Below are 15060 nucleotides of genomic sequence, written 5' to 3' on the forward strand. Positions count from 1 at the left end.
TGTTTTTAATGCCTTAAAACTGAAAGGCTATCGTTCAATTTTAAAAATAGCGTAACTTTTTCGTCGCCTACCTTTATACTTTTTATATCACGGACCTCCCCTTCTACAAATAATCCTGATTGCGAAGTGGTCAAGGTTGAAAAATTACCTTTACCATTTCCTTTAAGTAAAAGAGACCTATTACCGTCGTAAATTCCCACCTCAGGTTTTGACCAATAAAAATTGCCTCCCAAGAGGATATCCAGATTCCCATCACTATCATAATCCAATACCTCAATAGCATATATGGGTGTAAACTGAGCTTCTGAAGGAAGATCTATTTTCACGTATTTTCCATTTTTATACATAAAACAAGTAGTTTCGGTAGTTTGTACTTCCAGTATTTGTGATTCTTCAATGGCTTTTTTTCCAAAAATATCCTCCATTGTTTGACCTTGATAACTCTCGAATTTCAAATATTTCTTCCTAAGATAAGGTAGCTGTGATACCAAATCTGTCTTTCCTATCAGGGGGTATTCCTTTTCACCTTTATACGTTGTTACTATATGTTCCGTTTTTCCGTTTTCATCAAAATCCTTAACATACATTCTAACAGGTTTATTAGTTGAAGCCTTAAACCTAGAGTTAAGTCCGTGGTTGCCGACTATCAAGTCTTGATGACCATCTGCATTTAAATCGGCAATTTCAATTGTGTTCCAAAATCCTTGGCTATCCTTTAATCCAAGTTCTTGAGTACGGTTTATAAAAGAACCCTCTCTATTTTCAAATACGGTTATTGGCATCCAATCCCCTACAACCACTAAATCTTGGTCGTTGTCCCCATCGTAATCAAACCACTTTGCATCAGTTATCATACCTAGGTTTAAAAGACTTGGCGTCAAACTTTCGGTCTTATTGGTAAAATTTCCACTTCCATCATTAATTAAAATGTATCCGTTTACAGGTTGACCATATTCAAACGATTTGGAACGTATACCTACAAATAGATCAATATCACCATCATTATCAATATCAGCGGCCGCTACGCTTGAAGAGTTCTCGTAACGCCTAGTTGGTAAATTTTGGTTCGAAAGTGAATATACCCCATTACCATTATTAATATATAATCTATCCTTTAAGGAGGATGAAGTAGAAGGCAGTTCATTGCCTCCACTACAAACATATAAATCTAAATCACCATCATTATCGGCATCAAAGAAACAAGAATCCGAATCCATACTGGATTTATCCTTTTCGAAACTGACCTGTGGTTTTATATAAAACCTACCGTTAGCATTTTGAACAAACAACCTCCCAGGTTCACCCTTGCCTCCTCCAATAAAAACATCTTCTTTATGGTCTGTATTTACATCGCCCATCGTAATTTTAGTACCTTCGGCAGATTGCATGTGAAACAGTAAGGGGTTACGGTCAAAATCATCAAATCCGGACTTTTTATAGTAATACTCCAGACCCTTAGCGCTCCTTTCAGAATTGAATATGGGCTTAAGATAATTTTGGTAATTCGGTTTCAAAAAAGAACTTCCATCTTCATTGATTCTGTTATTGTAGGAAATGAGAAGAATAGTATCAATAGATATGTTCTTTTCTATTTGCACCGTTAAATCTGGCCATTGAATACGAATAGAATCAACCTTTGAACTTGAACCAAGCCCGAAGTGCAACCTATAGTCTACAGACGATTGATACCCTCTCATTGGTGCCAGTTCTTGATATTGCACGTTATTATCCTGGTATATCGTAACCTGACTACCCAAAGCGAATGTATTGTTGTCCTTGCCCTGCAAGGAAACCGTCAAAAAATGATTGTCTTCACGTAACTTTTCCGAGTTATTTCGATAAACAGAGGCCGGCATGTTCACATTGTTCAATACCAAATCAAGATCACCGTCATTATCCAAATCTGCATAAGCAGACCCGTTAGAAAATGTGGGCATATCAAGCCCCCAAACCTTTGCCTGGTTTTCAAAAGTTAAATCTCCATTATTTTTAAAAGCAAAATTTGGCTGGGGATTAGATGGAATATTGTCTATCAATTCTTTTAAAAAACTTCCCCTTTCTTCAAAAAGACGGCGTGCAGTTATAGGATCAGCATAAAAATTCAAATAATCTAGATCAATTAGATCCTTATAGATTCCATTAGCTACAAATAAGTCTTTTAGACCGTCGTTATCCAAGTCGGCTATCAAGGCTCCCCAGCTCCAATCCGTAGCTTCAACTCCAGAAAATCTGGAAATCTCACTCATAAAAACATCATTAGATTCGCCTTTGTAACCTCTGTTCAATTGTAGGACATTCCTTGAAAATTGTTTGTAATATCCAGCCTTTATATTTGCCTGATATTTATTCCAATCCTCAAAAATTGCCTTTGTCTTTAAACGGGATTCCTCTTTGGGTAGCATTTCTGTTACAAATATTTCCGGAAAACCATCATTATTGATATCTGCCATATCTGCGCCCATTGACCCCAAACTAATTTCACCGATACTATTTTCTAGATTTTCAGTAAAAGTGCCATCCCCATTGTTTATATAGAGATAGTCTTTTTCAAAATAGTCATTGGATACAAAAATATCTTGCCAACCATCTTTATTAATATCTCCAATGGTTACCCCCAAGCCAAAACCTATGGTACTTCCATAAATACCGGCTTCTTCACTTACGTCGGTAAATGTAGAACCGTCATTTCTATATAATTTATTTCCACCATAGGGATCTCTTATTAGACGTTGGTCTTTCTTAAGATCATAGTTTCCAATAGATTTAATGGAATTATTTAACAGATACATATCCAAGTCTCCATCCTTATCAAAATCAAAAAATGCAGAATGGGTAGAAAATCCGTAATCCGCTATTCCATATTCTTTAGCCATTTCTTGAAATACCGGAAATGTACCAGTTTCATCCAACCCTTTATTGATGAAAAGTTCATTATACCTACGCTTTCCTTCAGGCTTTCCTGATTTGCATAAATAGATATCCAATAACCCATCTCCGTTTACATCGGCAAAACTTACGCCTGTTGACCAAACACCTAAGGAATTAAGACCACTTTCATCGGTAACGTCCTTAAAATTAAAATCACCTTGGTTGAGGTACAGTTTGTTGGATACCATACTTCCCGTAAAGAACAGGTCCTGAAGTCCATCATTATTTATATCAGCGACCGCAACACCGCCACCATTATAAAAATTACGATAGGTATAGGTATTGAAATCTTCGGTATACCTTAATTCATTTTCAAAATGAATATTTGTTTGGGAAGGAGATACTAACGAAAATAGTTTGGTTTCATTATTTACAGATTGCTCATTTCCAATTTTTATTTCACATGATAGGAATAGTACTGGAGAAAGTAAAATACAAAAAAATAAAACTTTTCTTTTCATTCGATATTTAGGATAAAAAATAGGAAAGACACATAAAAATAGCATCTTTCCTAATTTAACTAACGCAAACAACAATTTTTAGTTCCTTAATATCCTGGATTTTGAACAAGATTAGGATTACCATTAAGCTGATCTGTTGGTATGGGGAAAACCTTTTTATTGGAATCGGTAATGGTTTTTTCCCACCATTGTGTATCAAATCTATCAAATCTATTCATGACTGTTCTTGCTTGGCATTCAAATGCCAATTCTCTTTGAATTTCATCATAGAGCGCGTCCTCGGTAATAGGATCAATTGCTCCCAAACCTACCCGTTCACGTACTTGCCTAATCAATTCAACCGCCTCTGCACTTGAGTTATCAAGCCTCCATAAGGCTTCTGCCCTCATAAGTACAACATCTGCGTACCTTACCACCGGAAAATCGTTATCCATTGCCGTACCAATTCCATTTTCAATATTATATTTTCCAATACGTGCGCCAGACTGGCTAAAAGCCTTTGGTGTTAATTCATTAATAAAGGGAGTAAATATTAATGGTGGACCATCAGGCTCAGGATTACCCTCCGAATCCACCTCAATAGCTCCATTTGGATCGTTGATAGGTTCACCGGAACTTGTGTATTGTTGACCAACAATAAACATTTCCTTACGCCCATCTGCTTCATCAAATGAGTTATAGAATTCCTCCAATGCCGTATATCCATTCCATGGTCCGTTTTGCAAATCATAAGTTTGCTGGTTTAAGGGGTGTAGGGTCTCCATATGAATCGTAAATTGTGCCCCACTAGACTTGGAATAAGGAACCACCAAAATGTTTTCATTTGAACCTTCGTTCTTTATTTCAAAATTATCTAGATAATTGGGTTCCAAAATAAATTGACCTCCATCTATTATTTGTTGTGTCAAAGTGGCAACTTTATCCCATTGAGCTGTTCCGGTATATATTTCTGCATTTAAATATACTCTAGCCAATATACCCATTGCCGACCAACTATTGATTCTACCGTAAAGCTCACCTTTCGTACCTGTTGGCAGAAGTGGAATCAGTTCTTCCAATTCTGAAACGATATAATTAAAAACTTCTTGCTTTGGTGTTCTCGATGGGTTAGCATCAGCTGTAGCAAACGTTGTAACTAATGGAACATCCCCATAGAGATCCATGGCCATATAAAAATATAGCGCTCTCAAAGCACGAAGTTCGTTAACAGCAGCCTCCGTATCAGCAGTTGATGTTTGAAATTCCTCTATAAGCCTATTACAAGTAGATACTCCGCTAAAACACAAATTCCAAGCCCCATTGATATCACCGGAATTATTTTCCCATTCATGTCTATGTAACCTTGCCCAAAGTCCTCCATCGTCCCATGGACCAAATTTTGCAGGAGCTGCACTAGTTTCTGTAGATAGTTCTTGAAGGTTGAAATAACTTCCAGCATAACCTTTTAGTGGCTCGTAAGCAGTTAAAATAGCCGCCAATTGTGTATCAGTAGTAGTGTATTCCGTTTCCGGTGTCAAATCGCTATAAATCTCTGTTTCAAGATCCGTACAAGAGATGCCAAAGACAAAGGCTAGGGCACCTATAATTATTGATTTTATTTTTAATGTTTTCATGTTGCAAATTTTTTAATTATAGTCCAATGTTTAAGCCTAAACTAACCGTTTTCGTACGGAAATATGAATTTCTATCATCAATACCAGGTGCTAATGGTGAATTCCCATAAGAATAATGTACTTCAGGATCTACACCGGTATATCCGCTTATAACAAATAAGTTTTGACCAGAAGCATATAACCTAAAGCTTTTTATTGGAGAAGTTTTTGCAATCTCAAAGTTATAACCCAAGGTAATGTTGTCCAATTTCACAAAATCGGCTTTTTCGACATAATAGCTATTCCAACTTTCTGGCTGGGTCAATTCTGGCAGGTAATACTTCGTCCTTACTGGATTGTAGTTATTTGATGCAGCAGGAGATTCATAGTATGCTCTATTAATATTTACAAGACTATGGCCAAATGCCCCCCTAATGGTAAAGTTCAAATCCAGATTCTTATAGTTAAAAGAGTTGCTCCAACCCATCTCAAAATCTGGTAGCCCATTACCTGCCACGATTGCATCGTCCTCTTGGTTAATTGTTCCATCCCCATTCACATCTGTAATAATTCTTCTTCCCTGGTCATCCAACCCTTCATAGGTAGGAGCCATGATATCTCCAATTTTCTCACCCTCTTTTACGCGTATTACCAGAATATTGTTTAGTCCAGGAGCGCCAAGATTTCCTAAGAAAATTTGTTCCCTATCACCATCTAAACTCACTAATTCTGTATTAAAAGTGGAAAAAGTAATCCCGGTATTATAACCAAAATCAGGTTTTTGCACTACTGCACCATTCAGCGCTATTTCCAGACCATTCGATTTTAGCTCCCCAATATTCAACAACGTTGTTCCGAAAAAATTAGGTGGAACAGGAACACTAACTGACTGTAAAACATCGGTTGTGTTTCTACTATAAAAATCAATCGACCCATATAATCTAGAATCCAAAAAGCCAAAATCGAGTCCTACGTTTGTCTCCGCCTTTTCCTCCCATTTAAGATTAGGGTTTGGGTTTGAAGCAAAATTTACCCCTTGCAAATATCTACTATTGTTGAAAAAGCTTCTTGCACCCCTAGACAATCTAACACGGCTTTCATAGTTTTGGTTGGGCAGGTTCCCTGTAATTCCATAACCCGCACGAAGTTTTAGTGAACTAAACGGTATTTCATCAAACAGTTCAGCAAAATCAATTCCGCCACTTATAGAGTAAAAATCACCCCACTGTTCGTTAATACCAAACTTTGATGAACCTTCCCTTCTATAGGAACCACTAATAAAAAATTTATCCTCATAGTTCAACATAGCTCTTCCAAAAAATGAAATCAAACGTGATTCTTCTTTCTGACTATTCATACCTGCAAAAGCATCGCTTCCTGTTGCGGTACCCAAACCAAGTTCTAAGGCATTATATAACAAATCATCGGTTATAAAGTTTGTATTAAACGCATTAAAGTTTTCGAATACAAATTGTTGCCAAGAATAACCTCCTAATAGGGAAACCTTAAGACCATTAAAACTCTTTTGATAATTAGCAGTTAATTCAAATAATTCATTTTCCCTGTCTTCGGTTTCCTTTCTTGCACGGCCTTGTTGTCCTGAACCACCTGAAAAACGGGTTTTGGAGGAAAAATATTGGGAACGTAGGTCGCTCTCATATTGAAGCGAATAAAACGCAGTTAAGTCAAGGTTATCCGTAAAATTATACTTGGCCCTTATATTACCAAGTAAGGTCTTAAAAGTACCTTCATCCGTAACTTCATTAGCAATTCCAACGGGATTATGGTATTCTGGAGTACTAGGTTCCCAATATCCATTGGCAGGGTCACCACCATTATAAACTGGAGCAGTCGGGTCGGCTATTATAGCAAACCTTAGCGCTTCATAAGGCTTGAATTGGGCGTTCCTTCTTGTAATACCTCCATTTAATGTTAACGTTAACTTATTGTTTAATGCACGTTGCTCAAAATTGAATCGTGCGTTCAGCTGATCGAAACCTGTGCCCTTTGCTATTCCTTCAACATCCCTGTAATTGATTGAAGCCCTATAATTACCATTTTTTGTTCCGTTGGATATGGCTAAATTGTGAACTTGTGTAATTCCGGTATGCGTTACCAAATCCAACCAATTTGTCTCAAACCCGTTATCTACTCCTCCTGCCTCACGATACTGATCGGGGGTAGAATTTTGAACAAATTTAGCAACGCTTTCCATAGCTAGATAGGTATTGTAGTCAACTCTTGAGGCATCTACACCGGTCGCTTTTTTTGTAGTAACGAGGATTACACCTGAAGCCCCTCTTGTACCATATATGGCTGCAGCGGAAGCATCCTTAAGAACTTCTATAGACTTAATGTCATTAGGGTCGATTAAGGATAGAGAACCGCCTATTACACCATCTATAACAATTAAGGGTTGAGAATTGGCACCAAATGTCGATAGCCCCCTCAATCGTATATTAAAACCTGCATTAGGATCACCACCAGGTTTAGCGATTGAAAGACCAGCAACTTTACCTTGTAAAAGTTGTGCCGGATCGTTGATATTACCCTTGTTGAACTCTTCAGCATCAACACTAGCAACAGCACTGGTAATTTCTCTTCTTTCAACTGTACCATAACCAATACTTGTTACTGTCACCTCACTTAGTTGGGTGAAATCCTCCGTTAACGATACATCTAGTATGGTCTGATTTCCCACTTCTATTTCTTGAGTCTGAAATCCAATAGATGAGAATTGCAATTCATCAGTGGCAGATGCCTGAATTGAATATTTCCCATCAAAATCAGTTACGGTACCCACGGTAGTACCTTTTACGATTACATTGACCCCCATTAAAGGAATATTATCGGTGGCACTTATCACCGTACCTTGTATTGTGCCTTGAGTTTGACCAAAGCCCCATAAAGTAGTCAAAAGTAATAGAAAAGTCAATATCCCAACATTCTTGGGAAATCGAAATTTAAATCCGAAAAGAGTTAGTTTTTTTTTCATAATGTGAGTTAGGTTGTTCGTTAAGTGTGAAAATTACACATGTAAATAAACTGAAGATAATTGAATTTAGCAAGAAAAAAACATAATTACGTGTAATTTTAACACGAAAAAATATTAATATTCAAATTAAATAACAGTTTAATTGATTTTTTGGGAGATATTCTGCTCTTGCTAATTTGTATTGACAAAATGGTGTTAAACAAATAATACAAAGTTCTTGCCGCAGTGGATTGTATTATCTTTAGTTGTGAAAATGAAGAATTTAAAACACTATTGGTCCAACGTGTTTTTAAACCTGAAAGTTGAAAGTAATCATTACTTGTAGAGGTAAAAAAATGAAGGAAATCTGGATAAAGCCTTACCAAGAATTTTACATCATTTGACAGGACTTCATGTCATCTATATGGAAGCAGGCATATTCATTCTAAAAACTAAATCGTGACCCTGTAGTATATACAATTTGGGTAGGTCATTATACATTGATCGGCATTGTCTCTCATAATGAAGAACTCTTAAAAAAATCCAATACAAAGGTTTGGTATTAAAGAAACACCTATATTAATCTATGATCACGATTAAATGGCAGAAAGAGCTATGGCAAGATTAAAAAGAATAGCACTCAGTACGTCCATTAACTATGAACTGTTTCCTGAGAAATTTACCATTTGGCACCTATAATAATTTTAAACTGCTATAAAAATTTGTTATCAACCCAGTATCCTTATCAATAAAGGCAAGTTACTTTGAATTCAGCCAAACCGCCATTTCTCCCATTTCTCTATGTGCCCAAGCAAAATAAGGTATAGCAGTGATTTTTTTGTTTTGACCTTCAATTTGAAAAGTGCCCGTAATTTTACCCAAGCCCTCCAGTAGTCCTTTGTCAAATGTGTATTCAAGATTCATTTTGTCGGGGATTTCTAATGATAATACACCGATAGGATTATCTACCTCTTCGGCACAGTAAACCAATGGTCCCCTCTCCATAGCTATTTTTCCACGATTGGCCATTACCTTATCATTAGCCACTACTTGACGAACGGCCATCTGAAAATTCAATGAGATATGGTCCCCAGCCTTCCACGAACGTTTGCCTAAATCCAAATATCCGTTATTCATGTTCAACTCCTGACGTTCACCATTAACACTCAACCCTACTTTAAGGTCCTTTTTTTCAAGGTATTCATAAAGATTTCCCGGCATTACCTCTCCCCGCAGCCAACCTGGCACCCGAATCTTAAGATTAGTAGTAACTTCTTCCTTATTGTCGAAAGTAAATTCAATTGTGCCGTCCCACGGGTAATTTGTTTTCTGATTTATCATTAAAATTTGGTCGTCTACTTCCACATCCGCCTTGCTTCCAATAAATAAATTCACATACACTTCCTCGTCTTTAACGGCATAAATATATCCAGGTAGGGAGGGTAGAACCCTTACAACATTTACGGGGCAGCAAGAACAATCAAACCAAGGGGAACGTCCGCAAACCCCCTGATTAAATGTTGAAAAACCATCCGCCTCCAAGGGGTTGGGATAAAAGAAAGTATTTCCTTCAAAAGATACTCCGGATAAAAATCCATTATATAGTGTTCTTTCAAAGACATCCATATACTTCACATCCCCATCCAATAAAAAAAGTCTATGGTTCCAAAACATTAACGAAATTGCAGCACAAGTTTCTGTATAGGCTGTAGCATTTGGCAGTTCATAATCTGGTCCAAAACCTTCATGTTTGGGTTCAGCTCCAATACCACCAGTAAGATATATTTTGGTGTCAATTATATTGTCCCATATGCTATGTAAGGACGAATCATACTCATGGGTGCCCTTTATTGCGGCAATATCCGTGGCTCCTGAATAAAAATACCCAGCCCTAACCGAATGTCCTACGGCTTTCTTTTGTTTTACAAAAGGTTCTGCATCCTGAGAATATTCACCATATAAATTATGTCCTTTTGCATTACCGCGTTGGTCTATAAAAAATTTGGCAAGATTTAAATATTTATCATCTCCAGTAACCCTATAGAGCTTTACCAAGCCCATTTCGATTTCTTGATGGCCAGGCACTCCCATATTTTTACCAGGACCAAAAACCTTTTCCACTAAATCTGCATTTTTTATAGCTACATCCAAAAGACTTCTTTGTCCTGTTGCTTCATAATGGGCAACAGCAGCCTCATAAAGATGGCCTACATTATATAGTTCATGGAATGTCTCCAAATTGGTCCATCTATTCTTACCTCCCTTATCAGCAGCTTTTGATGGATCAATAGTCCTATTCGTATATAAATACCCATCATCCTCTTGTGCCAAAGCTATTTTCGCAATTAGATCATCAAGGTATTTTTTCAATTTATCATCGGGATGTACCTGAAGGGAATAACTAGCTCCTTCAATAATCTTAAATACATCTGAATCATTAAAGAATATTCCTTCAAATGGTCCTTCCTCCAATCCCGCAGCTCGTTCAAAATTATTGATTCTTCCTGTTTCCTCGCTCTTTTGAAATGTATAGGGAATAGTAACTTCTCTATTGGTCTCCAACCTTCTTTCCCAAAAATCATCCTCAATACGAACATTTGTAAATGCTATGGGTTGAATTGGATAGTCTTGCTTTTCCTGTTGTGCCCAATTCTCACCAAACATTAAAAATAGCAATATGGTTATCCCATAATCTGGCCTAAACAAAAATATCCTCAAAAAAAATTTCTCTTTATTCATAATCCATAGTTTGCGATACATTTCAAATGATTGAATGTATAAATATTTGTCAAGATTTAACAATTCTTAGTTCATAAAATCGAGGTGTTGGCCTGTCATTAGTGGAAGAAATTTTTATGGCAATAAGCTCGGTGTTACCTAATTTTATTCGAATGGTTTTATTTTTTGTTGAAATTATTTCAGCAGGTTTGCCATTAACCGATATGTCGATAGCATCCAATGAAATGTCATTCAATGCTGAAATATCCATATATTGACCTTCTTGATTTTTGTTCAAAAGTTGGTAAGACATATACCCGCGTGTACTTCTCCAAAACTTATCTTCATCATAACCAGAGAAGCTTTTTTCCCCTTCATATAAATGACCAACTTCAGGCTGTTGTTCGCCGCAACTTACCTTGTCAATGGTTTTAGCCTCAAGAGCGGCTGCAGCCATTTCTTGTTGTTTGAGAATAGCTTGTTTTTCTTTATATTCTTCAGCATTATAGGTTTGAAAATACATTTGGTAGCGCGCATCATGCACTTCAAAAAATGGTTGAAGTTCTAAAGAATCCATGCTAAAATGAAGTTTTCCAATATCTTTTGGTTTAGAAAGGTAGCTATCTTCATCACCAACCAATGCGTAAGCTTCATCCAAAGGAATATACTTACCATGCGTAGCGTGTCCCATGCGGCTGTCATCTGCAAATAAACCATCCAAATCCTCTGTGGAGGTTTTAGCAGCCAGAACAATCGGACCATCAACAAAAGCAACCCAATTAGAACCATCTGGTAAATGTTCTAAATGTGTCGAAGTTTTAAATCTGACTGCAATCTTGTCACCAGATTTCCATTTTCTATTTATCGTTATATAACTAGAAGGTTTTTCTTGTATTTTTTGAATTTCACCATTCACTAAAAACTCAAAATTTTCTGCCCATTTGGGCTGACGTATATTTAATGAAAAAGTCTGTTTCTTTTTAAGGTCTAAAACGATTTCGGATTGATTTTCATACGGGAATTTTGTGCTTTGAGTTAATTCAATGCCTTTTTCCTTCCAATTCAAGGTAGAAGGAATCAATAAGTTTACGAATACATCATTTTCATTATGGCTATATATGAGTTCCCCGTATTTTGTATGGTTTTCCAAACCAGAACCTACACAGCACCACATACTGGTTTCAGGTTGCGAATACACTCTATAGTGATTAGGTCGAATAGGTGTAAAGTATACAAAACCTCCTTTTTCAGGATGCTGACTGGACAAAATATGATTGTAAAGCGTACGCTCATAAAAGTTTAAATAACTCAAATCATTATTATCAAGGAACAAGGATTTGCTTAACCGGACCATGTTATAGGAGTTACATGTTTCCGGACCTTGATTGGATTTTATCATACCACTAAAATCATCGATAGGATTAAAATGCTCCGCCACGCTGTTGCCTCCGAACGCCACAGTTCTAGTTAGTGCTACATTTCTCCAAAAAAACTCAACAGCTTCGGATAAGGCTTCATTATTGGTTAACTCTGCAACTTTTTCATAACCTATAACTTTTGGTATTTGGGTGTTGGCATGTAGTCCGGTCAACTTATCTTCTTCATTCAGCAGTGGCTCCAAGAAGCTTTCATGAGTTAATTTTTTTGCCGTTTCCAGGTATTTCTCATCATTTGTGATCAAATATAAATCGGCAAAAGATTCATTGATGCCGCCATGCTCGGTTTTTAAAATGTTTTGTATTTGTTCATGAGAAAGTGGTTCTATAAGATTAATAAACCAATCCCCCAATTTTATAACAATTGATTTTGCTTTTTCACTACCGGCATACCGGTAAGCATCAATTAAGCCCGCAAACAATTTATGGATATTATATAGTGGCACCCAAGTATTGTTCAGACCAAAACCACTACCATCGATATCACCATTATGGATACGTTCCCAAAACACTTTCCCTTCAGGGATACCGCCGACATAACCATTACCATTTTTAATTTGGCAACGCTCCAATTCCGACAGCATATAATCTAAACGTGTCTTAAGTTCTTCATTACCTGTGGAAGCGTACATCATTGCTAAAGCCGATAAGTAATGTCCGCCAATATGCCCATCCAGTCCAATGCTTTCCCAGTTTCCATAGCGATTTTCTTTTGTGGGAAATCCGGCATCGATTAAATAGGGAGCTAAGAGCCTATCCGGCTCCAACTCAAGAATATACTGCATATCAACATCTTGGGCATTTTTAAATGGACCTTCCAATAGTCTTACATCTTGTAATTCAAAAGGTTGCATTTGTGCAAAAACAGTAAATGAACTCAGTAGAAATAACAAACGGGTAAAACATTTGCTAATAAGCGAATTTGATTTGGCGAAATTTTTTAACTGCATATATAAGGTCTTTTAATTTCCTTTGTAGTCCTTTTAAATAAAAAAAACACCAACAATCCTTTGTGCAAGTTCTTCCAATCGAACGATTATTTGACTATAATTTTTGCACTTCTGAAACTTCAAATATTATTGGTCTCCCTTTAAAAAGGAGCTATGGATATATAGAATCTTCAACAAAAACCACCTATTGTTTCTGACTCAATTAGTATGCCATTCTTAGATGGAAGATGAACAAATGTAACAAATACACTTAATAAATATAGTGGGATTATTTTTATAATTTTAATTTTTAACATTTATATCCTATAGGGACTTCTCAAGTTTGTTAAAAATCAGGCCTTTGCATCAAAAAAAGTAATCAAATATTATTTTCTTTATCCTAATGGTAAATAGCCAATGAAATAAAAGTAAAATTGATTTTTTTCGAATTGATTAATCACTACACGATTACACCAATTCATATTACTTATTAGGAAACTCAAGGTATAGGGTAAATTTGCAAACAATAATAATTAACAAAATTTGTTTTATATTCTTAAAACTGTTCTTATTTTGATGCAGTAAGAGACGTAAATAACCCATCGGGTTACTATTTTCCACATAAAATGACACTTAATACGTATAACAAAGAGGACAAAATATTATTGGCCGTCGATTGCATCATCTTTGGTTTTGATCAAGAAGAGCTAAAAATATTATTGATCAAAAGGAATTTTGAACCAGAACAGGGCAAATGGTCCCTTATTGGGGGATTCTTGAAAAAAGAAGAGATTCTGGACGAGGCTGCAACAAGGGTTCTGCAGCATCTTACCGGACTCAACGAAATTTACATGGAGCAATTACACACCTTCAGCAAGGTAGACCGCGATCCGGCCGATAGGACTTTATCCGTTGCTTACTATGCCCTCATCGACCTGTCTCAACCTGACAAGAATACTCTTCTTAAAGAATCTGCAAAATGGTTCACCCTTAAAGATGCCCCTAAGTTGATTTTTGACCATAATCTAATGGTGGAGAGGGCTATGGCACGTTTACGAAGAAAGGCACTTAGCAAACCCATAGGCTTTGAACTTCTACCTGAAAAATTTACCATGCGAACGTTGCAGAAATTGTACGAGGCAATCTTGGATAACAAACTGGATAAACGTAACTTTATTAGCAAGTTCAATTCCTTAGATATTCTAATAAAACTAAAGGAAAAAGATACGAGTTCATCAAAGAAAGGTGCGTATCTTTTTCAATTTGACGCAGAAAAATACAAAAGAAAAGTGGAGGAAGGTTTTAGTTTTAAACTCTGACTTTAATCTACTGCATCCCTTTAATATCCATTAACTGTCCATAATAAATTATTTGAAATCTAGCCATACTGACATTTCCCCATTTCTCTGTGAGCCCTTGCAAAATATGGTATAGCAGTTATCTTCTTTTTTTGGCCAGCTAGCATGGCAATTCCTGTAATTTTTCCAAGCCATTCAACAACCCTTTATCAAAGCTATATTCGAGAATTGGTTTTTCCGGAATTTTATAGTGAAATGACACCGGAAGGACTATCAGCTTCTTCAACATAGTATACTAGCGGTCCTCTTTCTAATGCAATTTTATCACGACTTGCCCCTACTCTTTCGTTGGACACTACTATACGAATTTCCATTCTAAAGTTTAAAGAAATTCTATCTCTCGCTTTCCAATTTCTTTTACTTAAATCATTGCAAGGTTACTATCAAGGATACCAAGACTATAATCTACCTTGATTGTTGGAGAACAAGAAAATGGGTAAAATTCATTATATTTAGAAAGTGTTTTGAAACACAATTAGTACGGTAGCAATTATATGATTTGACTTTCCTAAAGCCCGTACAAACCAAAAAAAAATTAAGTAGTAGCTGATTTCCAAACCAGCTTGTATTTATTCGTTCCCGCTTGCGGGACGAAGGAATAGCAAGAGGGTGATGCGCAAAATGCGCCATCACAGTTGTTTTCGAGTCTTCAACACGTTGAATA

Annotated in this window: 7 protein-coding genes; 1 reads left to right on the top strand and 6 read right to left on the bottom strand. The window is 36.5% G+C overall.

Annotated elements, in window-relative coordinates; all coding sequences use genetic code 11:
• Positions 1 to 5 precede the first annotated feature (5 nt).
• The 5 genes from PP182_RS17770 to PP182_RS17790 form a co-directional block, all read right to left on the bottom strand.
• Complete coding sequence (locus PP182_RS17770; RefSeq protein ID WP_272652616.1) at positions 6 to 3389, bottom strand: VCBS repeat-containing protein; 3384 nt, start codon at positions 3387 to 3389, stop codon at positions 6 to 8.
• Between the two features lie 86 nt (positions 3390 to 3475).
• Entirely contained in the window at positions 3476 to 5002 is a 1527-nt protein-coding gene (locus PP182_RS17775) for a RagB/SusD family nutrient uptake outer membrane protein (protein WP_272652617.1), read from the bottom strand.
• 16 nt (positions 5003 to 5018) lie between these two features.
• Positions 5019 to 7976: a SusC/RagA family TonB-linked outer membrane protein gene (locus tag PP182_RS17780; protein WP_272652618.1), complete on the bottom strand. Its 2958-nt coding sequence runs from the start codon at positions 7974 to 7976 to the stop codon at positions 5019 to 5021.
• Between the two features lie 738 nt (positions 7977 to 8714).
• Positions 8715 to 10694 (bottom strand): glycoside hydrolase family 127 protein, encoded by a 1980-nt coding sequence (locus PP182_RS17785; protein WP_272652619.1) that lies wholly within the window; start codon positions 10692 to 10694, stop codon positions 8715 to 8717.
• A 49-nt stretch (positions 10695 to 10743) separates the two neighbouring features.
• Complete coding sequence (locus tag PP182_RS17790; RefSeq protein ID WP_272652620.1) at positions 10744 to 13059, bottom strand: glycoside hydrolase family 127 protein; 2316 nt, start codon at positions 13057 to 13059, stop codon at positions 10744 to 10746.
• A gap of 605 nt (positions 13060 to 13664) precedes the next feature.
• On the opposite strand from PP182_RS17790, the gene PP182_RS17795 reads away from it, so the two are divergent.
• Positions 13665 to 14357: an NUDIX hydrolase gene (locus tag PP182_RS17795; protein ID WP_272652621.1), complete on the top strand. Its 693-nt coding sequence runs from the start codon at positions 13665 to 13667 to the stop codon at positions 14355 to 14357.
• Positions 14358 to 14581: 224 nt separating this feature from the next.
• On the opposite strand, the gene PP182_RS17800 is transcribed toward PP182_RS17795, so the two are convergent.
• Positions 14582 to 14710, bottom strand: a complete 129-nt coding sequence (locus tag PP182_RS17800; protein WP_330098007.1) for a hypothetical protein — start codon at positions 14708 to 14710, stop codon at positions 14582 to 14584.
• Positions 14711 to 15060 lie beyond the last annotated feature (350 nt).

The organism is Maribacter sp. PR1 (genome assembly GCF_028464145.1).
GTDB lineage: Bacteria > Bacteroidota > Bacteroidia > Flavobacteriales > Flavobacteriaceae > Maribacter.

Excerpts from the sequence above, each read along its gene's own strand:
- PP182_RS17795 (WP_272652621.1), top strand. The coding sequence starts at position 13,665 with ATGACACTTAATACGTATAACAAAGAGGACAAAATATTATTGGCCGTC.
- PP182_RS17775 (WP_272652617.1), bottom strand. The coding sequence starts at position 5,002 with ATGAAAACATTAAAAATAAAATCAATAATTATAGGTGCCCTAGCCTTT.
- PP182_RS17785 (WP_272652619.1), bottom strand. The coding sequence starts at position 10,694 with ATGAATAAAGAGAAATTTTTTTTGAGGATATTTTTGTTTAGGCCAGAT.
- PP182_RS17800 (WP_330098007.1), bottom strand. The coding sequence starts at position 14,710 with ATGGAAATTCGTATAGTAGTGTCCAACGAAAGAGTAGGGGCAAGTCGT.
- PP182_RS17770 (WP_272652616.1), bottom strand. The coding sequence starts at position 3,389 with ATGAAAAGAAAAGTTTTATTTTTTTGTATTTTACTTTCTCCAGTACTA.
- PP182_RS17780 (WP_272652618.1), bottom strand. The coding sequence starts at position 7,976 with ATGAAAAAAAAACTAACTCTTTTCGGATTTAAATTTCGATTTCCCAAG.
- PP182_RS17790 (WP_272652620.1), bottom strand. The coding sequence starts at position 13,059 with ATGCAGTTAAAAAATTTCGCCAAATCAAATTCGCTTATTAGCAAATGT.